We start from the raw sequence: 24660 nt of genomic DNA, 5'->3' as shown, positions 1-24660 counted from the left end.
TCCTGTTAGCGCTTTAGCGCCTGATGGATATCAGCCGCCAGCTTATTAATGTCGCTGTCAGTTAAAGTTGACAGCGTAATGCGCAGGCCGTGCGCAGGCATACTGACGCCAAACACTTCGCCTTCACGTACCAGCCAGCCGGATTTTGCCAGCGCAAAAGCGAGTGCCTGGCTTTTATCTTCCAGCGGCAGCCACAGATTCAGCCCGTCACCCACGGGCAGATCAATGCCATGTAGCCGCAGAGCCGCTGCCAGTTTTTGCTGCTGGGCCGCGTAAAACTGCCGAGTTTGCGCCAGCGTGTGTTGGTAAGCCTCATCACTCAGGCAGGCGCAGGCCAGATCCTGTAGTAGATGGCTGACCCACTGACTGCCGGAGTTGAGCCGTAAACGCAGTTTCCCAGAAGTGAGCGGGTCACTGGCCACAATGGCCAGGCGTAAATCCGGGCCTAACGTTTTCGACATCGAACGGATAACCGCCCAGTGCGTGGTTTCCTTAGCTATCACCGGATACCAGCGGCAAGCGGACAGCAACGCAAAGTGGTCGTCGACGATCACCAGCGTCTGCGGATAGCGAGCCAGGATGTCCTGCAATTGCGCCGCGCGGGATGCGCTCAGACTACATCCTGTCGGGTTGTGCGCACGCGGCGTCAGAATCACCGCCCGCGCGCCTTTCTGTAGCGCGAGTTCCAGCATATCTGGCTGCATGCCTTCGCGGTCAACGTTGACCGGACTGGCGGAGAAACCTGCATAACGCAGCATGTTGATGCTGCTCAAAAAGCATGGGTCTTCAACAACCACGCTATCGCCAGGCAGCAAATGGGCGCACAGCAGCCGTTCAATGGCATCAATAGCGCCGCTGGTGATATCAATTTCGCCCTTGCAAGGCATCGCATCCTGCATCCACTGCGCGGCCCATGCTTTAAGTCCCGGCGACACGGCAGCATCACCGTACAAGCGCGGACTCTTATTTATCTTCGCGAAATAACTGCTCAGATCGGGAAGACGCGAAGGCGCTGGATTACCGCCGGAAAGATCGATAAGCGGGGTATCCGGATTACCACCTTCCAGAGCAACGGGGGCAGAAATTTCTTTGATCACCGTGCCATTGCGTCCCTGACTCTGCGCCAATCCAGAGGTGACCAGGCGTTTATAAGCCGCTGCCACAGTATTACGGTTAACGTTCAATGCCGTTGCCAGTTCGCGCACCGGTGGTAACGTTTCTCCTGCTGCCAGCGTGCCTGTAGTGACATGTTGACGAATACTGTCAAAAATTTCGTTAGCGGTTTTTCCGTCGATCATTATTGACCTATGACAAAATGAATTTTAGCATATGACGATAATAGTGAGGCGTGAGTCCGCTGTCCAGCGAGAGGAGAAATTTATGGAGCAGGGGAGTGATATTCAGTCAGTGCTCTTCGACGACAAGCATCGGGCGTTACAGACCGATATCGTCGCCGTCCAGTCACAGGTGGTGTATGGCAGCGTGGGCAACAGCATCGCCGTTCCGGCCATTAAGGCGCAGGGATTACGCGTGACGGCAGTCCCTACGGTACTGTTCAGTAATACCCCGCATTATGAAACCTTTTACGGGGGCGTTATTCCTCCCGACTGGTTTAGCGGGTATCTGCGCGCTTTAAATGAGCGTGATGCTTTACGCGAGCTGAAGGCGGTGACCACCGGCTATATGGGCAGCGCAGAGCAGATCGCCTTGCTGGCGCAGTGGCTGGAAACGGTGCGGGTTTCGCATCCCGGTCTGTGCATTCTGGTCGACCCGGTAATTGGTGATACGGACAGCGGCATGTATGTGAAAGCCGAAATCCCGCAGGCCTATCGCAAATATCTGCTGCCGTTGGCTCAGGGGCTGACGCCGAACGTGTTTGAGCTACAAATGCTGAGCGGCAAGCCGTGTCGCACGCTTGATGAAGCCATAGCGGCGGCGCAATCGCTGCTCACCGACACGCTGAAATGGGTGGTGATCACCACCGCGCCGGGGGATACCGAAGAGATTATTAATGTTGCGGTGGTGACGGCTGAAACGGTTGAGGTGTTAGCCCATCCGCGGGTGAAAACGGACCTGAAGGGGACTGGCGATCTGTTCTGTGCTGAGCTGGTGAGCGGAATTGTGCTGGGTAAAGCGCTGACGACCGCGACGCATGATGCCGCACAGCGGGTGCTGGAAGTAATGACGTGGACTAACCGGTGCGGTAGTGATGAGTTAATTCTGCCACCGGCAGGGGAGGCGCGATGAAGAGTTACCGGCTGGTGGTTCGCCAGAATGGGCGTATGGTTGGACATTTTGACACCAGTGGGGCTGCGGCGCTGGAAGATATCTGCGTGGCGCGGGCCATGTTTGGTATTGCGGGTGGCTACGATTGTGAACTGTTAGTGGCGGATTCGGAGCGACGGATGCTGGAAAGCGGGCCGGAAGGGATGAAAATTCTGATGCGCGAGGCGTGTTACCGACCGGTCACTTCACAGATTTAATGCCGGATGGCGGCGCATACGCCTTATTCGGCCTACGTTACGGAGTTCGTTGTAGGCCGGATAAGCGTAGCGCCATCCGGCAAGGTACTGCCTGATTGCCGGATGGCGGCGTAAACGCTTTATCCGGCCTACGCAAGAATTACTTCTTGATACGGATAACCGGAGTTTCACCCACCGTCACGCTACCGGACAGTTTGATCAGCTCTTTGATTTCGTCCATGTTGGAGATAACAACCGGAGTCAGAGTAGACTTGGCTTTTTCTTCCAGCAGCGGCAGATCGAATTCAATAACCGGGTCGCCCACTTTCACGCGCTGACCTTCTTCAGCGATGCGTTTGAAGCCTTCGCCTTTCAGTTCAACGGTATCAATACCGAAGTGAACAAACAGCTCAATGCCGCTGTCGGATTCGATAGAGAAAGCGTGGTTGGTTTCAAAGATTTTGCCGATGGTGCCATCAACAGGAGCAACCATTTTGTTACCGGTTGGTTTGATAGCGATGCCATCACCAACGATTTTTTCAGCAAAAACTACATCCGGCACGTCTTCGATGTTGACGATCTCGCCAGAGAGCGGAGCAACGATCTCAATAGTTCCGGTGTCTTTCTTATCATCAGAAACCAGAGATTTCAGTTTATCGAACAAACCCATGATCTTCTCCTAAGCAGTAAATTGGGCCGCATCTCGTGGATTAGCAGATTGTTTTTTCTTCAATGAACTTGTTAACCAGCGTCATTAACTCGTCCGTTGTCGGTTGAGCAAGAGCCTGCTCTGCTAACACCTTCGCATCTTCGAAGTTCGTGTTACGGATAATCTTCTTAATGCGCGGGATAGAAATGGCGCTCATAGAGAATTCGTCCAGACCCATCCCCAGCAACAGAAGTGTAGCACGTTCGTCGCCTGCAAGCTCACCACACATGCCAGTCCATTTGCCTTCAGCATGAGAAGCATCAATAACTTGCTTGATCAGCGTCAGCACAGATGGCGACATTGGTTGGTAAAGGTGTGAAATCATATCATTACCACGGTCAACTGCCAGGGTGTACTGCGTTAAATCATTGGTACCGATACTAAAGAAATCAACTTCTTTGGCTAAATGACGCGCAATTGTTGCCGCAGCCGGTGTTTCCACCATCACGCCAATCTCAATGCTTTCGTCAAATGCTTTACCTTCGTCGCGCAGTTCCTGTTTGTAGATTTCGATCTCTTTGCGCAGTGCACGCACTTCTTCAACAGAGATGATCATTGGGAACATGATGCGCAGTTTGCCGAAAGCAGAGGCGCGCAGGATAGCGCGAACCTGGTCACGCAGGATCTCTTTACGATCCATGGCGATACGCACGGCACGCCAGCCCAGGAACGGGTTCTCTTCTTTCGGGAAGTTCATGTACGGCAGCTCTTTATCACCGCCGATGTCCATGGTACGGACGATGACCGCCTGAGAGCCACAGGCTTCAGCAACGGCTTTATACGCAGCAAACTGTTCTTCTTCAGTTGGCAGCGATTCACGGTCCATGAACAGGAATTCGGTGCGGTACAGGCCCACACCTTCGGCGCCATTACGCTCAGCGCCTTCAACGTCACGAACGGTACCGATGTTGGCGCAAACTTCAACCTGATGTCCGTCCAGCGTGATAGCCGGCAGATCTTTCAGCTTAGCGAGTTCCGCTTTCTCGGTAGCAACCTGCTCCTGAACGGCACGCAGTTGCTCAATAACGTCGTTGGTCGGGTTGACGTAAACCTGGTTGTTTACGGCATCCAGAATCAGATAGTCGTCGTTTTTCACCTGAGAGGTGACGCTGCCCGTCCCCACGATGGCAGGCAGTTCCAGAGAACGCGCCATGATTGAGGTATGGGAAGTACGTCCGCCCGCGTCAGTGATGAAACCCAGCACCTTGTTCAGGTTCAACTGTGCGGTTTCTGACGGGGTCAGGTCAGCGGCTACCAGGATAACTTCTTCCTGAATAGCGCTCAGGTCGATAATTGCCAGACCCAGGATGTTACGCAGCAGGCGTTTACCGATGTCACGTACGTCAGCCGCACGTTCTTTCAGGTATTCATCATCCAGCTCTTCCAGGGCTGTGGCCTGACCTTCGATAACTTCATGCGCGGCTGCATCAGCCGTCATGTGCTTATCTTTAATCAGGGCTATGATTTCCTGCTCCAGCTCCTCATCTTCGAGTAGCATAATATGCCCTTCAAAGATGGCTTCTTTTTCTTCACCGAACGTTTCACCAGCTTTGGTTTTGATCGCTTCCAGTTGCGCAGATGCCTTGGCACGACCGCTCAGAAAACGTTCAACTTCCTGATCAACCTTGTCGGCAGAAATTTTTTTCCGGTCAATGACGATCTCGTCTTCTTTCAGCAGCAATGCTTTACCGAAAGCGATACCCGGGGATGCTAAAATGCCTGAAATCATAACCCTACCTTACTTGTGACTGATATTTAAAAGAACTCGTTGAACTTACTCGAGTTCAGCCATCAGTTTAACCAGATGCTCAACTGCTTTCTGCTCGTCTTCACCTTCTGCGGACAGGGTGACAACGGTACCCTGAGTCAGGCCCAGAGTCTGCAGTTTAAACAGGCTTTTGGCGCTAGCGCTTTTGCCGTTGGAAGTCACAGTAATATCAGAAGTAAAGCCTTTTGCTTCTTTAACAAACTGAGCAGCAGGGCGAGTATGCAGACCGTTCGGAGCGGTAATGGTAACTTCTTGCTGGAACATTATATTTCCCCAACTTATAGGTTTAGTGTTGTGGAACTAAAGTCTAGCCTGGCGGCTCAACTTTAGCCTGTATTGTTAGCATCGGCGTAAACTGGACGCGACACAAAAGGAGTTCGGTGCAATCCGTTGCTGGCAACTTCTTGCCGCTGACGTTTCGTTCGTCATTAAACATTATGCCGCGAAAGGAAGAGTTGAACCAAATCATAAAATCGATTCAGCTAGCGCTTTTCCTGTAACGATTAATTTCGCGCATCAAAATAATTAGTTTGGTTAAATACCAGTTCCGGCGGGTTGAATCAATGCCAGGCGAGTTGAAACTTTGAAGCAGGCCACAAAAAAGCACCCAAAAGGGTGCTTTTTTACGCGTTTTTAACATGCTGGCATTACTGTTGCAGTTCTTTCTCTGTGAAGAGATCGGCAAACAGTGCAGTGCTCAGATAACGCTCACCCGATGACGGTAGGATAACCACAATATTCTTATTGGTAAAGGTTTCATCTTCCTGCAGCTTAAGCGCAGCAGCAACCGCAGCGCCGGAAGAGATCCCCGCTAGAATACCTTCTTCTTCCATCAGGCGACGAGCAGTAGAAATAGCTTCATCATTGGTGATGGCAACGACTTTATCGATAAGCTTCAGATCAAGGTTGCCCGGAATGAAGCCTGCGCCGATACCCTGAATTTTATGCGGGCCTGGTTTGAGTTCTTCACCCGCCAGGGCCTGAGCGATAACAGGGGAGTCGGTAGGTTCAACCGCAACGGTGATCAGGTCGGTTTTGCCTTTGGTGCCTTTAATGTAACGGGTCACACCAGTCAGGGTACCGCCGGTACCTACGCCGGAAATAAAGACATCAACCTGGCCATCGGTATCTTCCCAGATTTCCGGGCCGGTGGTTTTTTCGTGGATTTCCGGGTTCGCCGGGTTGCTGAACTGTTGCAGCAACAAGAATTTTTCCGGATCGCTGGCAACGATTTCTTCCGCTTTCTGAATTGCGCCCTTCATACCTTTTGCGCCTTCGGTCAGCACCAGGTTTGCGCCCAGTGCTTTTAAGAGTTTGCGGCGCTCAATGCTCATGGTTTCCGGCATGGTCAGAGTCAGTTTGTAACCGCGAGCGGCGGCGACGTAGGCCAGTGCAATACCGGTGTTACCGCTGGTCGGTTCTACCAGCTCAACGCCCGGTTTCAGCACACCACGTTTTTCGGCATCCCAAATCATATTGGCACCGATACGGCATTTGACGCTGAAGCTCGGGTTGCGTGATTCTACCTTCGCCAGAATGCGTCCGTTACCGATACGGTTCAGTCGAACCAGCGGCGTATGACCGATAGTCAGCGAGTTATCTTCAAAAATCTTACTCATGGCCTGTCCTTAACTGTATGAAATTGGGATACCGCTTCAGCATACCTGTTGAGAAAGTATGGGGAAGTAAGGAATTCGCATATCTATATGCTGATGAGAAATAATGCGTAGCAGTATGGAATAAGCACGGGCATAAGCCAGCCCGCGTTTACACAATTTTGCATTACTTCCATAACGCGTGCTTAGCACGATAGCAGTCTACCCACATCGCCGTAGCACCACAAACCGCGACCGGCATGATGAACAGATTGAGCAGCGGAATCATGGTGAACAGGCTGGTCAACGCGCCAAACTGCATATTGGTTACCTTACGTGTGCGCAGCGCAACGCGCATCTCCTTAAAAGGCACCTTGTGGTTATCAAACGGATAATCGCAGTACTGAATGGCCAGCATCCACGCGCTGAACAGGAACCACAGCACCGGGGCGACGGTCTGCCCAATACCCGGAATAAAATAGAGGATCAGCAACACGAAGGCGCGCGGGAGATACCACGCCAGCTTTTGCCATTCACGTTTCATAATGCGCGGAACGTCTTTCATGATGCCGAGAACGCCGGTGTCAGGCGGCGTAGCGCCGGTTAAGCGCGCTTCCAGCTGTTCAGCCAGCAGACCGTTAAATGGCGCGGCAATCCAGTTGGCGATAGTGGAGAACAGGTAGCCGAACACCAACAGCACGGAGACAGTCACAATCGGCCACAATAAATAGCTGAGCCACTGAAGCCAGTCAGGGACGTGACTCATCAGCGCGGGGATCCAGCTATCGAGTTGCGAAAATAACCACCAGAATGCGCCGCCCATCAGCAGGATATTCACCAGTAAAGGCAGAATAACAAAACGACGGATGCCCGGTTGAGTGATGAGCTTCCATCCCTGGGAAAAGTAATAAAGGCCGCTGCGAGGTACAACTGCAGATGATGAAACCATGGTCAGGACATACTCCTTGTTATATAAGCTCTGGTAAACTTTGCGTATCTTACCGGGTTGTTGGGCGTTAAGCTGTTCGGAAATGTTCGAAAAAACAGCAAAAAGCACAATTTTGTTCATCTTTATGCTGTGAAAGCCAAGAGTACACTTGCACTTGGCGTAATCGACAAATACTCTTAGTGAGTAAATGTTTGCCGTGGTGGCAAGGTGTTAGAACAACAGAGAATATAATGATGCAGGATTTGCGTCTGATATTAATCATTGTTGGCGCGATCGCCATAATCGCTTTACTGGTACATGGTTTTTGGACTAGCCGTAAAGAGCGGTCTTCTATATTCCGCGATCGCCCACTAAAACGCATGAAGTCTAAACGTGAAGACGAGGATTCGTTCGACGACAACGCCGAGGAAGACGAAGGCGTGGGCGAAGTTCGCGTTCATCGTGTGAATCATGCTCCCGGTAACGCGCAGGAACATGGTGTTCCTCCTCAGTCGCCGCAACACCAGTACCAGCCGCCTTATGCGTCTGCTCAGCCGCGTCAACCCGCGCAGCAGCCTGCACAAGCGCCGGTACCGCCGCCGCATGTTCAGCAGCCGCAGCAGCCTGTACAACAGCAGCAGCCGGTGCAACCTCAGCCTGTTCAGCAGCAACCTGTGCAGCAGCCGATGCAGCATCAGCCCGTTGCCCAACAGGTTCAGCAACCCGTGCAGCAAGCTCCGCAACCTGCACCGCAGACCTTCCAGCCAGCAGAGCCGGTCGTTGAACATCAAGCGCAGCCTGAGCCGGTAGTTGAAGAAGCGCCTGTCGCTGAAAAACCGCAGCGTAAAGAAGCGGTCATCATTATGAACGTTGCGGCTCATCATGGTAGCGAGCTCAACGGTGAGGTGCTGCTCAACAGCATTCAGCAGGCCGGATTCAAATTTGGCGATATGAATATTTTCCATCGTCATTTGAGCCCGGATGGCAGCGGTCCGTCGCTGTTCAGCCTTGCCAATATGGTTAACCCGGGGACGTTTGACCCAGAAATGACGGGTGACTTCAGCACCCCAGGCGTGACTATTTTTATGCAGGTTCCGTCCTACGGGGACGAGCTGCAAAACTTTAAGCTGATGCTGCAGTCCGCACAGCACATTGCCGATGAAGTGGGTGGTGTGGTGCTCGACGATCAACGTCGCATGATGACGCCGCAGAAACTGCGCGAGTATCAGGACCGCATCCGCGAAGTTAAAGAATCTCGCGCCTGATTTTCCTCTGGCGTGACATCTCCTTGCTAAACCCCCGCCTGTCGGGGGTTTTTTATCATTGATGGTGCGATATGGAATCAATCGAACAACAACTGACAGAACTGCGAACCACGCTTCGCCATCATGAGTATCTCTACCATGTGATGGACGCGCCGGAAATTCCCGATGCAGAGTACGATCGCCTGCTGCGCGAACTGCGAGAGCTGGAAGCACAGCATCCGGACCTTGTTACTCCTGACTCGCCAACCCAACGCGTTGGCGCCGCTCCGTTAACGGCGTTCAGCCAGATTCGCCATGAAGTGCCGATGCTGTCGCTGGATAACGTATTTGATGAAGAGAGTTTTCTCGCCTTCAACAAACGTGTGCAGGACAGGCTGAAAAGTACCGATAAACTGACCTGGTGCTGTGAACTGAAGCTGGACGGGCTGGCGGTCAGTATCCTGTATGAAAACGGTGTGCTGGTCAGTGCCGCAACGCGCGGTGATGGCACCACGGGTGAGGACATCACTTCTAATGTGCGCACCATTCGCGCGATCCCGTTAAAACTGCGCGGCGATAACATACCGTCGCGTCTGGAAGTGCGCGGCGAAGTGTTCCTGCCGCAGGCTGGATTTGAAAAAATTAACGCAGAAGCCCGTCGCACCGGCAACAAAGTGTTTGCTAACCCGCGTAACGCGGCGGCCGGTTCATTGCGCCAGCTTGATCCGCGTATCACAGCGAAGCGACCGCTTACTTTCTTCTGCTATGGCGTTGGTGTGCTGGAAGGTGGCGTGCTGCCAGATACCCATCTGGGTCGCCTGCTGCAATTTAAAGAGTGGGGATTGCCGGTAAGCGACAGAGTCACGCTCTGCGACTCTCCGCAGGAAGTACTCGCTTACTATCATAAGGTTGAAGAAGACCGACCCTCGCTGGGATTTGATATCGACGGCGTGGTTGTCAAAGTCAACTCTATGGCGTTGCAGGAACAACTGGGCTTTGTTGCCCGCGCACCGCGTTGGGCGGTGGCCTTTAAGTTCCCGGCGCAGGAGCAGATGACCTTTGTGCGTGATGTTGAGTTTCAGGTCGGACGTACCGGGGCGATTACGCCCGTTGCCCGCCTTGAGCCGGTCCAGGTTGCCGGGGTGCTGGTCAGTAACGCAACGCTGCACAACGCTGACGAAATCGAGCGGTTGGGTTTGCGCATCGGCGATAAAGTCGTCATTCGCCGTGCGGGCGATGTTATCCCGCAGGTGGTGAACGTCGTGCTTTCCGAACGCCCGGAAGATACCCGCGAAATTGTGTTCCCAGAGCATTGTCCGGTTTGTCACTCTGACGTCGAACGTGTGGAAGGCGAAGCAGTCACTCGCTGCACCGGTGGTTTAATCTGTGGGGCTCAGCGGAAGGAGTCGCTGAAACACTTTGTTTCCCGCCGCGCGCTCGACGTTGACGGTATGGGCGACAAAATTATCGATCAACTGGTCGAGAAAGAGTATGTCCACACGCCGGCAGACCTCTTCACCCTGACCGCAGGTAAACTGACTGGTCTTGATCGTATGGGGCCGAAGTCGGCACAAAACGTGGTGAATGCGCTGGAAAAAGCGAAAGCAACAACGTTTGCCCGTTTCCTCTATGCGCTGGGGATTCGTGAAGTCGGCGAAGCCACGGCGGCAGGTCTGGCGGCGTATTTCGGCACCCTTGAGGCACTGGAAGCGGCTTCTGTTGAAGAACTGCAAAAAGTGCCGGATGTCGGCATCGTGGTAGCGACCCATGTGTTTAATTTCTTTGCCGAAGAGAGCAACCGTGAGGTGATTGTTCAGCTTTTAGCACAGGGGATCCACTGGCCAGCGCCGGTGGTCATCAACGCTGAAGAAATCGACAGCCCCTTCGCGGGTAAAACGGTGGTGCTGACCGGGAGCCTGAGCCTGATGTCACGCGATGACGCTAAAGCGCGTCTGACCGAACTGGGGGCAAAAGTAGCGGGCAGCGTATCGAAGAAAACCGATCTGGTGATTGCCGGTGAAGCGGCGGGTTCGAAGCTGGCAAAAGCGCAGGAGCTGGGGATTGCCGTGATCGATGAAGCTGAAATGATCCGCTTGCTGGGTGCCTGAGATGGAAAAAGAGCAGCTGGTTGAAATTGCCAATACCGTGATGCCCTTTGGCAAATATAAAGAGCGTCGGCTGATTGATGTACCAGAAGAGTATCTGCTGTGGTTTGCCCGTAAGGATGAATTCCCGCCGGGCAAGCTCGGCGAGCTGATGCAAATCACGCTGCTGATTAAAACAGAAGGGCTGACGCAACTTGTACAGCCCCTGAAGCGCCCGCTTTAAGCCTTCGCGGCGCGGCTTTTTTGCTGCGCCTGCAAGGCGTCCGTCTGCTGCTTGTAGCGACGCGCCAGCACGGCGCACACCATCAGCTGTATTTGATGGAAGATCATCAACGGCAGTACCATCATCCCAATCACCGAAGTCGGGAACAAAATATTTGCCATTGGGATCCCGTTTGCCAGGCTCTTTTTCGAACCGCAGAACACAATGGTGATTTCATCGGCCTTGTTGAAGCCGCATTTACGCGCAACAAAGACGTTTATGCCAATTACGATTGCCAGCAGTATGATGCTGACCACTACGATAAACAGCAGTGAACCCACTCCTACTTTGTGCCAGATGCCGTTAACAACGGCTTCACTGAAGGCGGAGTACACCACCAGCAAAATAGAGGATTGATCCGTTTTCGCGATCCATTTTTTATGTCGTGAAACCCAGTTTCCAATCCACGGACGTGAAAGGTGCCCCAATACAAACGGCAGCAGCAACTGCAGCATGATTTTTCCTACCTGCTCCAGACTGCCTTCTGCGCCGTGCATATTCATCACCAGCCCGACCAGCAACGGCGAAAGAAAAATACCTAGCAGGCTGGAGGCTGAAGCGGAACAAACGGCGGCGGCAACGTTACCTCCCGCCAGCGACGTAAAGGCAATGGCCGACTGCACCGTGGCAGGCAAAATACACAGGTACAAGAAACCGGTGTACAGCATCGGGTCAACGTTGATCGGCGCCCACCAGGCGAACAGAACGCCCAGAACCGGGAAGACAACAAACGTGCTGCACATTACCCACAGATGCAAACGCCAGTGGCTACCGCCGGCAATAATGGCCTCACGCGACAGCTTCGCCCCGTGCATAAAAAACAGCAGGGCGATGGCGGCGGTGGTTAAGCCTTCAAAGAAAGGCACAAAGCCACCCTCGGCCGGGAAAAAGGACGCCAGTAAAACAACCGTAATCAGCGTTATCGTGAAGGGATCAAGGATACGAAAAAGTTTCATAAAAGCTCCTGAAATTCGGTAGGAACATTTTGCGTTTTTCCGTTTGAGAAATAAAATTGATTTATTGCATCCATATATGAATTGAATAGATGAATTACTCTCTGCGTCAGCTCCGTATCTTTGTTACCGTCGCTCAGGCTAAAAGTTTTAGCCGGGCGGGGGATATCATTGGCTTAAGCCAGTCGGCGGTCAGTCATAGTGTTAAAGAGCTTGAAGCACAAACGGGTGTACGCCTGTTGGACAGAACGACGCGGGAAGTGGTGTTGACGGAAGCGGGGCACCAGTTGGCGGCGCGTCTGGAACGTATTCTGGATGAACTGCACAGCACGCTGCGCGAAGCAGGCCAGGTGGGGACGCAGTTAACCGGAACAGTCAGGGTTGCTGCCAGCCAGACTATCTCAGCTCATCTTATTCCCCAGTGTATTGCCAAGAGCAATCAGCTTTATCCGGCGATCGATTTTGTTCTGCACGATCGGCCACAGCAGTGGGTTCTGGAGAGCATTCGCCAGGGAGAAGTCGATTTTGGCATTGTGATTGATCCCGGTGCTGTGACCGATCTGCAGTGTGAAGCCGTGCTGTCCGAACCTTTCCTGCTGTTATGTCGGCAGGATCATCCGTTAGCCCAGCGGGAATGGGTAAACTGGCAGGATCTCTATCATGAACCCCTGGTGCTGCAGGATTACGCTTCCGGCAGCCGACCGCTGATCGATGCGGCCCTCGCCCATTTTTCCATTGATGCCAATATTGTTCAGGAGATTGGTCACCCGGCCACGCTGTTCCCGATGGTTGAAGCCGGAATTGGTATCAGCGTACTACCGGCGCTGGCGCTCCCCTTACCGCAGGGCAGCCATTTGCAGGTGAAGCGTCTGACGCCGGTTGTGGAACGGCAACTGATGCTGGCGCGACGTAAAAATCGTTCTTTATCGACCGCCGCTCAGGCGTTATGGGACGTGGTGCGCATGCAGGCTAGCGAACTAACCGCCGGTCGTGCTCGCGACCCTTTGTACCAGCTTTAACGATATGGCTGGTGTTTGTCATGTCGTTAGGTTTGGCTTTCAGTCTCGATGAACCGATCGTTAACTTTGATATTTTTACCCGGCACCGGACTACCTCTTTATATTTATAAATTCTCCCGCGATATTCTTAGGCAATTGCTCAGCTTGCGGATTTTTAAGGCTATTTTAAATTATTATTTTTTTCTTGACCTTCCACTTGCTGGAAGGTTGATACTCTTTTTACGCAAGAACGGATAGCAGTATTTAATACAATGATGTATAGCGTTTTACTAATGAAGTAACTAAGTAACTTACACAGTAACTAATTATGGGTAGGGTTAACGCGCTCGCTATGGGTAATATTAATAGCGCGTTAAAAATCCGCAATAGTTATCTGCTCAAACTAATCCGGTAATTGTTTTTAACTCATGGGGTATTGGCGGCGATGATAAGCAAAAATAAAATTTTAATTGCAATGCAAATTAGTATGCTGGCATGGTCTGGTTATACATTTGCAGCAGACAGAGTGTATGTGGCAAACGAAGGTGCGGATTCAGTTAATGTACTTGATGCTGCGTCTTTAAAGACTGTAGATAAAGTACATGTTGGTAAAATGCCGCATAACGTTCAGGTGTCACCAGATAATAAAACAGTTTGGGTAACCAATCTCGGCGCTAATGGGACTCATTCATCTGGCTCTGAACATATGGATATGAGTAAAGATACCCATTCTGAGAAAATGGACATGGGCAAAGATTCTCATGCAGGTAAAAAGGAGCATGGTGAGGTTTGGGTGATTAATGCTGAGAATGACACTGTTATTTCAAAGATTCCGGTTGGCGCGCACCCTGCGCATGTTGTCGTCACCCCTGATGGGAAAATGGCGTATATCTCAAATAGTGCAGATAACACCATCAGCGTGATTGATGCAGAACATTTGAAAAATTTAACGACAATTAACGTCGGTAAATTCCCTCATGGCCTCAGAGTGAGTCCTGACGGTAAAGAAGTTTATATCGCGAATATGAAAGGGGGCTCGGTATCCGTTGTTGATACAGCCAGTAATAAAGAGGTCTCACAGATCCCGTTAGGTAAAATGCCAGCACAGGTAGGTTTTTCACCGGATGGTAAACTGGTGTTTGTTTCCCTGTCAGGTGAAGACGCTGTAGCGGTGATTGATACAGCAACGCGTAAAGTTGTGAAGAAAATTAATGTCGGTACCGTACCAATCCAGCTGTTTGGCACTCCGGATGGTAAAAGCATGCTGGTAACCAATCAGGGCTCGAAGAGCAAGCCGGGTAACACAATAAACATGATTGATATCGCAAGCCTTACGGTAGCGAAAACCATCACCACTGGCGATGGGGCCCATGGCGTGGTTGTTGATAAAAATGGCAAATATGCTTACGTCACTAATTCATTTGCTAACTCTGTTTCGATGATTGACATTAATGAGCGTAAGGTCGTGAACACGCTTCCGGTAGACAACAACCCAAATGGTATCAGCTGGGGCTCTGTCGAAGTGACGCCTAAATAACTGTGCTAGCATTTATCAATACCCGTCATTAGATGGCGGGTATTTTTAGGAATATCAGATAAGTGAAGGAAAGAGAGATGAGAAAGCCGGAACGGACAAAAACGCTGCCCAGTAAGTTCGATTTTGACGCGACTGTAAATAGACTTGTCGGTTTACTGAATACCAAAAATATCCGCATTTTTGCGCAAATTGATCAACAGCAAGCGGCAAAGGAGGTTGGTTTTGCTCTGCGGCCGACGATGTTATTTCTGTTTGGTAACCCAAAGGGGGGAACGCCCGCCATGCAGGCTAATCCCCATGCCGCAATAGAATTACCCTTGCGTGTTGTTATCTGGCAAGATGACAATGGAGTTACCCAGATAGATTACCAGGATGCGAGCAGTGTCCTCATCTCTGATTATGGTATTGCGCAAAATGTCGTTGCTCCGGTGAGCATCCTGGCAACTCTTCTTAATGAAGTAGCCGGTAATTAATTTCAAATAACACTAAGTACCTTGTAGATATTTAGTGTTATTTTCCTGTATTTATTGTACGGGTATTTAACTCCCAATAATAAATCAATTAAACCAAATGAGTGCTGTTCATTACTCTTCAATATTTGTCGACTCGTCTATTTTATCGATAAGTGATTTTTTATTTGCAATATTATGTGAAGGGTATATTTTAGCGCTCAAATATTAATGTGTTAGTTTATGAGGATAGTTATGAAAAAAATATTAGCCACATCATTAGCCACTTCTTTATGTTTTCTTAGCCTGTCTGTTTTTGCGGCCACAGAAATCTCACAGAAAGAAGCTGAAAGCTTAAAGCATGTTAAATCCATCACGGTAACAGAAAATACGGTGAATGAATGCGTGCACAAGATTTCGAAACTGGCAGATAAAGAAGGGGCGGATTTCTTTGTGATTAAGAATTTCTCTTCTATCGGTAATGGTTCCCAGGCTGTTGTAACCAGCGAGCTTTATAGAAAATAAATAGCAATACCCCGCCTTAGTTTTTGATTAGTGAAAGCAGGCAGTTATACCTGCTTTCGCTGAATCATTATCAACCCATGTTTGTTAGTGGTGAGTCAGACATATTCTTGCTGCTGTAGCCCTGACAGATTCCTGATGTTTTGCTACTCCCTGCCACTTCTGGCAGAAAAATAATGTGAATTCAAACCGATTTAGCGCACATCATCGATACCGATTTACTATCGGTTGTCGGGATAAACGGTATTGGTAATCGATTGCGCAGTCTCGCTATAACAGTACTGTACGCTACGTTATTTTCGATTACTCAGTATTAAGGACATCTCATGAGCCATTCTCTTTTCTCGCAAAATCCCTGGTATAGCGCCGACATCATTCGTGGCTACAAACCAGATTTCACGCCGCGCGTAGCCTTTATCCTTGGCTCAGGCCTGGGTGCGTTGGCGGACCAAATTGAGGATGCGGTGGCTATCTCTTACGAGAAACTGCCGGGGTTCCCGGTGAGCACCGTACACGGTCATGCTGGTGAACTGGTGCTGGGAAATCTCGCGGGCGTACCGGTGGCCTGTATGAAAGGGCGTGGACATTTCTATGAAGGGCGCGGCATGACGGTGATGACGGATGCCATTCGTACGCTGAAACTGCTGGGCTGTGAGCTGTTGTTTTGCACGAATGCCGCAGGTTCTTTGCGTCCCGAGGTCGGACCGGGTAGCCTCGTTGCGCTTAGCGATCACATCAATACAATGCCGGGTACGCCGATGGTAGGGCCAAACGATGAGCGTTTTGGTGAGCGATTCTTTTCATTGGCTAACGCTTATGATGCTGACTACCGTGCGGTCCTGCAAACCGTTGCCGCTGAGGAAGGGTTCCCGCTGAGTGAAGGGGTGTTTGTCTCTTATCCGGGACCGAACTTTGAAACCGCGGCAGAAATCCGCATGATGCAAATTATCGGCGGTGACGTGGTGGGGATGTCGGTGGTGCCGGAAGTTATCTCTGCACGCCACTGCGGTCTAAAAGTGGTTGCGGTGGCTGCCATCACGAATCTGGCGGAAGGTCTGGGTGATGTGAAATTATCTCACGCACAGACGCTGGCGGCAGCGGAACTGTCCCGGCAGAATTTCATCAATCTGATCTGCGGCTTCTTGCGCAAACTGGCCTGAATAATTAAAAAATGACCCCGCTTGCGGGGTCTTACTTTTTTGGCAAGGAACGGAAAAATGGGTATCGCATCTCGCTTAAAGCTCATGTCGTTTTTGCAATATTTCATCTGGGGAAGCTGGCTGGTAACCCTGGGTTCTTACATGATAAACACCCTGGATTTTACCGGTGCGAACGTCGGTATGGTTTACAGTTCGAAAGGGTTGGCGGCAATTATCATGCCGGGCATTATGGGCATCATTGCCGATAAATGGCTGCGTGCTGAGCGGGCCTACATGCTTTGCCATCTGGTGTGCGCTGGCGTGTTGTTATACGCCACAACCGTTACCGATCCCCAGACTATGTTCTGGGTGATGTTGGTTAACGCGATGGCGTATATGCCGACAATTGCGTTATCGAACAGCGTTTCATACTCGTGCCTGGCGCAATCGGGCCAGGATCCGGTCACCGCGTTCCCGCCAATTCGTGTGTTCGGCACGATAGGTTTTATTGTGGCGATGTGGACGGTCAGCCTGATGGGGCTGGAGCTGAGCAGCGCGCAGCTGTATATCGCTTCTGGCGCTTCATTACTGCTGGCCATGTATGCGCTTACGTTGCCGAAAATTCCGGTTGCCGAGAGAAAAGAGTCCGCCACGCTTGCCAGTAAACTCGGACTGGACGCCTTTGTCCTGTTTAAAAATCCGCGGATGGCAATCTTCTTTTTGTTTGCCATGATGCTGGGGGCGGTGCTGCAAATTACCAATGTCTTTGGCAATCCGTTCCTGCATGATTTTGCCCGTAACCCGGAATTTGCCGACAGTTTTGTGGTGAAGTACCCCTCTATTTTGCTTTCGGTTTCGCAGATGGCGGAGGTGGGCTTTATTCTCACTATCCCGTTCTTCCTCAAGCGCTTTGGCATTAAGACGGTAATGCTGATGAGCATGCTGGCATGGACGTTGCGCTTTGGCTTCTTTGCCTTTGGCGATCCGTCGCCGTTTGGCTTTGTGCTGCTGCTGATGTCGATGATTGTCTACGGCTGTGCGTTTGATTTCTTCAATATCTCAGGGTCGGTATTTGTCGAGCAGGAGGTTAACTCTAACATTCGCGCCAGTGCGCAGGGGCTGTTTATGACGATGGTAAACGGTGTTGGTGCGTGGGTGGGTTCAATCCTGAGCGGTATGGCGGTGGACTATTTTTCTATTGATGGTGTTAAAGATTGGCAGACAATCTGGCTGGTGTTTGCCGCCTATGCGCTGGCCCTGGCGGTTATCTTTGCATTGTTCTTTAAATACCAGCATGAACCTGAACGACAGGTGCGAAAATCACCGGCACATTAACGCTCAATTCGCGGCGGGTTTTCATGCCCGCCGTTTCATTTTCTGTGATGCCATGTGGTAACTTTGCGCATTATCCTTCTTTTCAGGAGCGCATTATCATGGAACGCACGCACCGCATCGATCTGAAGTTACTGCGTTATTTTCTTGCTGTCGCAGAAGAACTGCATTTTGGACGCGCTGCTGCTCGCCTGAATATGTCGCAACCGCCACTCAGTACGCATATCAAAGAGCTGGAACAGCAGCTCGGCACTTTGCTGTTTATCCGTCATTCCCGCAGCGTAGCGTTAACCCACGCTGGAAAGATATTGATGGAAGAGTCGCGCCGACTATTGTCCAGCGCCAATCAGGCGCTCGCGAGAGTCGAGCAGATTGGTCGCGGTGAGGCAGGGAGAATTGAGCTTGGCGTGATCGGTACTGCAATGTGGGGAAAAATGCGCCCGGTAATGCGGCGTTTTCTGAAGGACAACCCCAACGTTGAGGTGCTGTTTCGCGAGAACATGCCCGCGATGCAGATGACGATGCTGGAACGCCGTGAACTGGATGCGGGAGTTTGGCGGATGGCCACTGAGCTTTCTCCCGGATTTACCAGTCTGCGTTTGCATGAATCCTCTTTTCTGGTTGCCATGCCTGAAGAGCATGCTCTTACCGCCTGTGAATCCGTACCTCTGGAGGCGTTGAGAAATGAATATTTTGTCACGATGCCCTCTATTCATACCGACTGGGCATTTTTGCAGCGCGTTTGCCTGAGTGCTGGGTTTTCCCCGATGATTATTCGTGAGGTGAGGGAGCCGCAAACGGTGTTGGCAATGATCAGCATGGGGATTGGTATTACGTTGATTGCCGATAGCTATGCGCAGATGAACTGGCCTGGCGTGGTATTCCGCCCGTTAGAGGAACGTATTCCGGCGGATTTGTATATTGTGTATGACCAACAACAGGCGACGCCCGCGCTGGAGAAACTGGTAGCGGCATTGACGATGTGATGTCTGTGCCGGATGGCGGCTTATGTCTTATCCGGCCTACGCGTGCGGTATTTTCTGCGCCGGATGGCGACTGACGTCTTATCCGGCCTACGCGTACGGTATTGTCTGTGCCGGATGGCGACTGATGTCTTATCCGGCCTACGCGTGCGGTATTGTCTGCGCCGGATGGTGGCTTATGTCTTATCCGGCCTACGCGTACGGTATTGCCTGTGCCGGATGGCGACAAATGTCTTATCCGGCCTACGCGTGCGGTATTGACTGTGCCGGATGGCGACTGACGTCTTATCCGGCTTTCGAGTGCGGTTTTGACTGTGCCGGATGGCGGCTTATGTCTTATCCGGCCTACGCGTACGGTATTGTCTGCGCCGGATGGCGACAAATGTCTTATCCGGCCTACGCGTACGGTATTGACTGTGCCGGATGGCGGCTTATGTCTTATCCGGCCTACGCGTGCGGTATTGACTGTGCCGGATGGCGACTGACGTCTTATCCGGCCTACGCGTACGGTATTGACTGTGCCGGATGGCGACAAATGTCTTATCCGGCTTTCGAGTGCGGTATTGTCTGTACCGGATGGCGACTGACGTCTTATCCGGCTTTCGAGTGCGGTATTGTCTGTGCCGGATGGCGACTGACGTCTTATCCGGCCTACGCGTGCGGTATTGACTGTGCCGGATGGCGACTGACGTCTTATCCGGCTTTCGAGTGCGGTTTTGACTGTAGGCCTGATAAGCGTAGCGCATCAGGCAAGACCCGAATCTGCTGCAGGTTCGAATCTTATAAATCGCAGATAGCAAAAAGGCGCCTTTAGGGCGCCTTTTTACATTGGTGGGTCGTGCAGGATTCGAACCTGCGACCAATTGATTAAAAGTCAACTGCTCTACCAACTGAGCTAACGACCCGAAGTGGTGGGTGATGACGGGATCGAACCGCCGACCCCCTCCTTGTAAGGGAGGTGCTCTCCCAGCTGAGCTAATCACCCACTTCGGTACTTCATATTTTAACAAGAAATCCAGCTGGCGAGAAAGTGGTGGGTGATGACGGGATCGAACCGCCGACCCCCTCCTTGTAAGGGAGGTGCTCTCCCAGCTGAGCTAATCACCCACTTCTCAATTTCTTGTTTACACGGCGGAGACTACATAAAGTAGTTGGTGGGTGATGACGGGTTCGAACCGCCGACCCCCTCCTTGTAAGGGAGGTGCTCTCCCAGCTGAGCTAATCACCCCCGCTGTGTGGAGTCGCATTATAGGGAGAGTTGAAAATGAGTCAACGCATTTTCTAAAGAAATTGTTCGTTCGTCGTAATTTTAAACAAAACGATCGCAAAACAATCCATGCAGCATGATTTGTATACGAAAATGGCAAAGCGTGATGTTCCAACCCGATCAACATTGAGGAATCAGACCACAGTGATAGAATACGAGCCTGATAATCTTCCCTGGATTTGCCGGTTGTCGGCATCTTTATAAACGTAAGGCCATTTCATGAAAATCAAAACTCGCTTCGCGCCAAGCCCGACAGGTTATCTGCACGTCGGCGGTGCGCGTACTGCTCTTTATTCCTGGCTTTTTGCACGTAACCATGGCGGTGAGTTTGTGCTGCGTATTGAAGACACCGATCTCGAACGCTCCACGCCGGAAGCTATTGAAGCCATTATGGATGGCATGAACTGGCTGAATCTGGAATGGGATGAAGGCCCGTACTTCCAGACTAAACGTTTTGATCGCTACAACGCCGTGATTGATGAGATGCTGGAAGCAGGTACCGCATATAAATGCTACTGCTCCAAAGAGCGCCTGGATGCGCTGCGTGAAGAGCAGATGGCGAACGGTGAGAAACCGCGTTACGACGGCCGCTGCCGCCACGGCCACGAACATCACGCTGCTGATGAACCTTGCGTGGTGCGTTTTGCCAACCCGCAGGACGGTTCCGTTATTTTTGACGACCAGATCCGTGGGCCGATCGAATTCAGCAACCAGGAGCTGGACGATCTGATCATCCGCCGTACCGACGGATCCCCAACCTACAACTTCTGCGTCGTTGTCGACGACTGGGATATGGAAATCACTCACGTTATTCGTGGTGAAGACCATATCAACAATACTCCGCGTCAGATCAACATCCTGAAAGCGCTGAACGCGCCGGTACCGGTTTACGCCCACGTATCGATGATCAACGGCGATGACGGTAAAAAACTCTCCAAACGTCACGGTGCGGTCAGCGTCATGCAGTACCGCGACGACGGTTATCTGCCGGAAGCGCTGCTGAACTATCTGGTGCGTCTGGGCTGGTCCAGCGGCGATCAGGAAATCTTCACTCGTGAAGAGATGATCAAACTGTTCTCCCTTGGTGCAGTGAGCAAATCTGCCAGTGCGTTCAACACCGAAAAACTGCAGTGGCTGAACCATCACTATATTAATGCGCTGGCGCCGGAATATGTGGCAACACATCTGCAATGGCACATTGAGCAGGAAAATATCGATACCCGCGTTGGCCCGCAGTTGTCAGAGCTGGTTAAACTGCTGGGTGAGCGCTGCAAAACGCTGAAAGAGATGGCGCAGAGCTGCCGCTACTTCTACGAAGATTTTGCTGAGTTCGATGCTGACGCCGCGAAGAAACACCTGCGTCCGGTAGCGCGTCAGCCGCTGGAAGTGGTTCGTGACAAGCTGGCTGCGATTAGTGAGTGGACGGCAGAAAACGTGCATCACGCTATTCAGGCAACCGCTGATGAGCTGGAAGTGGGTATGGGTAAAGTTGGGATGCCGCTGCGCGTAGCCGTTACCGGCGCGGGTCAGTCTCCGGGATTGGACGTAACGGTGCATGCGATTGGTAAATCTCGCAGCATTGAGCGTATTAATAAAGCGCTGGCGTTTATTGCTGAGCGTGAAAGTCAGCAGTAAGACAGATAGACCGATGAAACAACGGCAGGAACGTATCCTGCCGTTTTTTTTGCCTGTTATTCAGACTCATCAATGCCTAAGCGGGTAAGGAAAGTGCGAATACCTTCGCGCGAAATGTATATCGCCAGCTTTTCTTGTTCCGTTGGGGACATGTTGTCCAGAGCGCTAATTATCTGGCGACAGGCGTGGCTGCGCACCACGTGGGTGTATTCTGCCAGCGGTTCTTCAGCCTGATAAACTTCAGGGACTTTGCGGAAAGCCGGAATATTGAGCAGAAACGTGCGGACGCTGGAGTCGATATGAATCAGCCTTGCACGACCACCTTTAACGCCGGGAAACTTTTCGGTGGTCCAGTTTTGTTCTCTGATCCAACGATTGACGGTTTGTTTGGCAACCCCGAGACATTCCGCCAGCTCTTCGGTCGTCATTTTGCTGCGTAATTTTTTCATATTATTTGTTTTCGCGGATCCCTAAGCGTTGCAATAAACCCGTAATGCCTTCACGCAGGATCAGTGACGTAAACATCTTCTGTTCTGACGGCGTCATTTCTTTGGCGAGTCGAATCAGCAGCGCCTCAATAGAGGTATCACCGGATAACGATAAGTTATCTGATAAACCTTCGGCTGAACGCTCAGCACTGCGAATGTATTCACGAACTTGTTCGGTGACGTGAACCAGTCGGGCTTTGCCGCCTTGTACGCCTGGTTTTGGTGATGTAGCCCAACCCTCCTTGCGCACCCATTTATTGATGGTCTGTCGGCTGTATCCGGTCAGATTAGCAAGTTCTTCTGGCGTCATCCGTTCCTTGAACATAACGATTCCCTGAATAGTCGTGGGGTTAATTAGTGGCTCATTTTATAGCACCATTTTAGTAGAAACCGTGACGCGTTTAACTACTGAATGCGAGTTGTTACGCAATGTTCTTCATTTGACTGCTTTTTCAGCGATTGAATTCTATGAGTTAATTTTGCCGTTGACACACGCGAAGGGAATTCATATGATGCCGCCCGTCAACTCGACAAGCTTTACGTTGTGGGGCTATAGCTCAGCTGGGAGAGCGCTTGCATGGCATGCAAGAGGTCAGCGGTTCGATCCCGCTTAGCTCCACCAAATTTAATCCCAATAAATTTGGTTCATACGTAAAAGCATCGTGGGGCTATAGCTCAGCTGGGAGAGCGCTTGCATGGCATGCAAGAGGTCAGCGGTTCGATCCCGCTTAGCTCCACCAAAATTTAAACCCTCGCTGAAAAGCGGGGGTTTTTTGTTTCTGCATCCTGCCAGTTCTCACCTTGTATCTCTTTGATTTGCTGAATAACAGGCATAAAAAAACCGGGGAAAAAAAACTCCCCGGTCTTAACACGACAATGTTGTCTTAGGCTTACAGCACCAGTGCTGCGATGGATGCAGACAGTACGCTCACCAGCGTAGAGCCGTACACCAGCTTCAGACCAAAGCGGGAAACCACGTTACCTTGTTCTTCGTTCAGGCCTTTAATCGCGCCGGCGATAATCCCGATGGAAGAGAAGTTAGCGAAGGAGACCAGGAACACAGAGATGATGCCTTCAGCGCGTGGAGAGAGCGTAGAGGCGATTTTCTGCAGATCCATCATCGCGACGAATTCGTTAGAAACCAGTTTGGTTGCCATAATACTGCCCACCTGCAGCGCTTCGCTGGACGGCACACCCATCACCCATGCAACCGGGTAGAAGATATAGCCCAGGATGCCCTGGAAGGAGATGCTGTAGCCAAACCAACCGGTCACAGTAGCGAACAGGGCGTTCAGGGCCGCGATCAGCGCGATGAAACCAATCAGCATCGCCGCAACGATAATTGCCACTTTGAAACCTGCCAGGATGTATTCACCCAGCATTTCGAAGAAGCTCTGGCCTTCGTGCAGGTTAGACATCTGGATATTTTCTTCGCTGGCGTCAACGGTGTACGGGTTGATAAGCGACAGTACGATAAAGGTGCTGAACATGTTCAGAACCAGCGCCGCAACAACGTACTTCGGCTCCAGCATGGTCATGTACGCGCCGACGATAGACATGGAAACGGTCGACATCGCCGTTGCAGCCATGGTGTACATACGGTTGCGAGACATTTTGCCGAGAATATCTTTATAGGCGATAAAGTTCTCGGACTGACCCAGGATCAGCGAGCTGACGGCGTTGAAGGATTCCAGCTTGCCCATACCGTTCACTTTGGATAACAGGAAACCAATTGCGCGGATGATAACTGGCAGAACACGGATATGCTGCAAAATACCGATCAGAGCGGAAATGAAGACGATCGGGCACAACACTTTCAAGAAGAAGAATGCCAGGCCTTTGTCGTTCATGCTGCCGAAGACAAAGTTTGTCCCTTCATTAGCGAATCCGAGAAGTTTCTCAAACATCTCGGAGAAGCCTCTTACGAAGCCCAGACCGACATCAGAGTTCAGGAAGAACCATGCCAGTAACACTTCAATAACAAGCAATTGAATAACATAACGAATGCGGATTTTTTTACGGTCACTGCTTACCAGCAGTGCGAGTACCGCAACCACGGCAAGGGCCAGGACAAAATGAAGAACGCGGTCCATATTTGCTCCAAATATGAGGCAGGTTTAGTTTTCGTGCACATTCTATGTAACAACCATAAAGAAAACGAGATCAAACACACACTATAATAAGGACCTGTGACGAGATTCAAAATTAGTGATCGGTGATACACTTCTGTTATGTTTAGTATGGAAGTGAAAAGTTATGTCATTGTGCTAATCTCATAACAATA

The 24660-nt window shown here is 51.2% G+C and carries 24 protein-coding genes and 6 tRNA genes; 16 read left to right on the top strand and 14 right to left on the bottom strand.

Going from position 1 to position 24660, the window contains the following annotated elements; all coding sequences use genetic code 11:
- Positions 1-5: 5 nt before the first annotated feature.
- Complete coding sequence (ptsJ, locus tag E1B03_RS19095) at positions 6-1298, bottom strand: MocR-like B6 salvage transcription factor PtsJ (RefSeq protein WP_133086746.1); 1293 nt, start codon at positions 1296-1298, stop codon at positions 6-8.
- Between the two features lie 82 nt (positions 1299-1380).
- On the opposite strand from ptsJ, the gene pdxK reads away from it, so the two are divergent.
- Together pdxK and E1B03_RS19085 are read left to right on the top strand one after the other, a co-directional pair.
- Entirely contained in the window at positions 1381-2247 is an 867-nt protein-coding gene (pdxK, locus tag E1B03_RS19090; RefSeq protein ID WP_133086745.1) for a pyridoxine/pyridoxal/pyridoxamine kinase, read from the top strand.
- A complete protein-coding gene (locus tag E1B03_RS19085; protein WP_133086744.1) occupies positions 2244-2483 on the top strand; it encodes a cytoplasmic protein in 240 nt (79 codons plus the stop codon). Before pdxK ends, E1B03_RS19085 begins: the two co-directional genes overlap by 4 nt.
- 139 nt (positions 2484-2622) lie before the next feature.
- Here E1B03_RS19085 and crr read toward each other — a convergent pair whose 3' ends face one another.
- From crr to cysZ, 5 genes are all read right to left on the bottom strand, one after another.
- On the bottom strand, positions 2623-3132 hold the full coding sequence (gene crr, locus E1B03_RS19075; protein WP_000522253.1) for a PTS glucose transporter subunit IIA: 510 nt from the start codon (positions 3130-3132) through the stop codon (positions 2623-2625).
- A 40-nt stretch (positions 3133-3172) separates the two neighbouring features.
- Positions 3173-4900, bottom strand: a complete 1728-nt coding sequence (gene ptsI / locus E1B03_RS19070; RefSeq protein WP_003038080.1) for a phosphoenolpyruvate-protein phosphotransferase PtsI — start codon at positions 4898-4900, stop codon at positions 3173-3175.
- 45 nt (positions 4901-4945) lie between these two features.
- Entirely contained in the window at positions 4946-5203 is a 258-nt protein-coding gene (gene ptsH / locus E1B03_RS19065) for a phosphocarrier protein Hpr (RefSeq protein WP_003038086.1), read from the bottom strand.
- A gap of 383 nt (positions 5204-5586) precedes the next feature.
- Positions 5587-6558 carry a cysteine synthase A gene (cysK, locus tag E1B03_RS19060; protein WP_003038091.1) on the bottom strand — a complete coding sequence of 324 codons (972 nt, stop codon included), beginning with the start codon at positions 6556-6558 and terminating at the stop codon, positions 5587-5589.
- Positions 6559-6721: 163 nt separating this feature from the next.
- Positions 6722-7483, bottom strand: a complete 762-nt coding sequence (cysZ, locus tag E1B03_RS19055) for a sulfate transporter CysZ (protein ID WP_103771643.1) — start codon at positions 7481-7483, stop codon at positions 6722-6724.
- A gap of 230 nt (positions 7484-7713) precedes the next feature.
- Here cysZ and zipA point away from each other — a divergent pair, with 230 nt between their 5' ends.
- From zipA to E1B03_RS19040, 3 genes are all read left to right on the top strand, one after another.
- On the top strand, positions 7714-8727 hold the full coding sequence (gene zipA, locus E1B03_RS19050) for a cell division protein ZipA (protein WP_103771644.1): 1014 nt from the start codon (positions 7714-7716) through the stop codon (positions 8725-8727).
- Positions 8728-8798: 71 nt separating this feature from the next.
- The gene (ligA, locus tag E1B03_RS19045; RefSeq protein WP_133086742.1) at positions 8799-10814 is read left to right on the top strand and encodes an NAD-dependent DNA ligase LigA; all 2016 of its coding nucleotides are present in this window, start codon (positions 8799-8801) and stop codon (positions 10812-10814) included.
- A gap of 1 nt (position 10815) precedes the next feature.
- Positions 10816-11034: a DUF3820 family protein gene (locus E1B03_RS19040; protein WP_133086741.1), complete on the top strand. Its 219-nt coding sequence runs from the start codon at positions 10816-10818 to the stop codon at positions 11032-11034.
- On the opposite strand, the gene E1B03_RS19035 is transcribed toward E1B03_RS19040, so the two are convergent.
- Complete coding sequence (locus E1B03_RS19035; RefSeq protein ID WP_133086740.1) at positions 11031-12029, bottom strand: bile acid:sodium symporter family protein; 999 nt, start codon at positions 12027-12029, stop codon at positions 11031-11033. The genes E1B03_RS19040 and E1B03_RS19035 overlap by 4 nt on opposite strands.
- 89 nt (positions 12030-12118) lie before the next feature.
- Here E1B03_RS19035 and E1B03_RS19030 point away from each other — a divergent pair, with 89 nt between their 5' ends.
- The 8 genes from E1B03_RS19030 to E1B03_RS18995 all read left to right on the top strand — a co-directional run bounded on the left by E1B03_RS19030 (position 12119) and on the right by E1B03_RS18995 (position 19800).
- Positions 12119-13045, top strand: coding sequence for a LysR family transcriptional regulator (locus tag E1B03_RS19030; RefSeq protein ID WP_133086739.1), 927 nt, complete (start codon positions 12119-12121; stop codon positions 13043-13045).
- A gap of 424 nt (positions 13046-13469) precedes the next feature.
- Positions 13470-14561: a YVTN family beta-propeller repeat protein gene (locus E1B03_RS19025; RefSeq protein WP_133086738.1), complete on the top strand. Its 1092-nt coding sequence runs from the start codon at positions 13470-13472 to the stop codon at positions 14559-14561.
- Positions 14562-14638: 77 nt separating this feature from the next.
- Entirely contained in the window at positions 14639-15034 is a 396-nt protein-coding gene (locus E1B03_RS19020) for a DUF302 domain-containing protein (protein WP_103771649.1), read from the top strand.
- Between the two features lie 231 nt (positions 15035-15265).
- The gene (locus E1B03_RS19015; protein WP_103771650.1) at positions 15266-15535 is read left to right on the top strand and encodes a YdgH/BhsA/McbA-like domain containing protein; all 270 of its coding nucleotides are present in this window, start codon (positions 15266-15268) and stop codon (positions 15533-15535) included.
- Positions 15536-15858: 323 nt separating this feature from the next.
- On the top strand, positions 15859-16692 hold the full coding sequence (gene xapA / locus E1B03_RS19010) for a xanthosine phosphorylase (RefSeq protein WP_100194635.1): 834 nt from the start codon (positions 15859-15861) through the stop codon (positions 16690-16692).
- Positions 16693-16749: 57 nt separating this feature from the next.
- The gene (locus E1B03_RS19005; protein ID WP_133086737.1) at positions 16750-18006 is read left to right on the top strand and encodes a nucleoside permease; all 1257 of its coding nucleotides are present in this window, start codon (positions 16750-16752) and stop codon (positions 18004-18006) included.
- 98 nt (positions 18007-18104) lie between these two features.
- Positions 18105-18989, top strand: a complete 885-nt coding sequence (locus tag E1B03_RS19000) for a LysR family transcriptional regulator (RefSeq protein ID WP_103771652.1) — start codon at positions 18105-18107, stop codon at positions 18987-18989.
- 22 nt (positions 18990-19011) lie between these two features.
- A complete protein-coding gene (locus E1B03_RS18995) occupies positions 19012-19800 on the top strand; it encodes a hypothetical protein (RefSeq protein ID WP_133086736.1) in 789 nt (262 codons plus the stop codon).
- Between the two features lie 15 nt (positions 19801-19815).
- On the opposite strand, the gene E1B03_RS18990 is transcribed toward E1B03_RS18995, so the two are convergent.
- The 4 genes from E1B03_RS18990 to E1B03_RS18975 form a co-directional block, all read right to left on the bottom strand.
- Positions 19816-19891, bottom strand: a tRNA-Lys gene (locus E1B03_RS18990).
- Between the two features lie 4 nt (positions 19892-19895).
- Positions 19896-19971, bottom strand: a tRNA-Val gene (locus tag E1B03_RS18985).
- A gap of 46 nt (positions 19972-20017) precedes the next feature.
- Positions 20018-20093, bottom strand: a tRNA-Val gene (locus tag E1B03_RS18980).
- A 45-nt stretch (positions 20094-20138) separates the two neighbouring features.
- A tRNA-Val gene (locus tag E1B03_RS18975) sits at positions 20139-20214 on the bottom strand.
- Between the two features lie 258 nt (positions 20215-20472).
- Between E1B03_RS18975 and gltX the strand changes: the two genes are divergently transcribed.
- The gene (gene gltX / locus E1B03_RS18970) at positions 20473-21888 is read left to right on the top strand and encodes a glutamate--tRNA ligase (RefSeq protein ID WP_103771653.1); all 1416 of its coding nucleotides are present in this window, start codon (positions 20473-20475) and stop codon (positions 21886-21888) included.
- 56 nt (positions 21889-21944) lie between these two features.
- Here the strand turns inward: gltX and E1B03_RS18965 are convergent, their stop codons facing one another.
- A complete protein-coding gene (locus E1B03_RS18965; protein WP_103771654.1) occupies positions 21945-22337 on the bottom strand; it encodes a MerR family transcriptional regulator in 393 nt (130 codons plus the stop codon).
- 1 nt (position 22338) lies between these two features.
- A complete protein-coding gene (locus E1B03_RS18960; protein WP_006683575.1) occupies positions 22339-22701 on the bottom strand; it encodes a YfeC-like transcriptional regulator in 363 nt (120 codons plus the stop codon).
- A 221-nt stretch (positions 22702-22922) separates the two neighbouring features.
- Here E1B03_RS18960 and E1B03_RS18955 point away from each other — a divergent pair.
- A tRNA-Ala gene (locus E1B03_RS18955) sits at positions 22923-22998 on the top strand.
- Positions 22999-23040: 42 nt separating this feature from the next.
- Positions 23041-23116 (top strand) — tRNA-Ala (locus E1B03_RS18950).
- Between the two features lie 150 nt (positions 23117-23266).
- On the opposite strand, the gene nupC is transcribed toward E1B03_RS18950, so the two are convergent.
- Complete coding sequence (gene nupC / locus E1B03_RS18945) at positions 23267-24469, bottom strand: nucleoside permease NupC (RefSeq protein ID WP_103771655.1); 1203 nt, start codon at positions 24467-24469, stop codon at positions 23267-23269.
- Positions 24470-24660 lie beyond the last annotated feature (191 nt).

The sequence above is a fragment of the Citrobacter arsenatis genome (assembly GCF_004353845.1).
GTDB classification, from domain to species: domain Bacteria; phylum Pseudomonadota; class Gammaproteobacteria; order Enterobacterales; family Enterobacteriaceae; genus Citrobacter; species Citrobacter arsenatis.
This window is presented reverse-complemented; position numbering and strand designations above follow the sequence as displayed.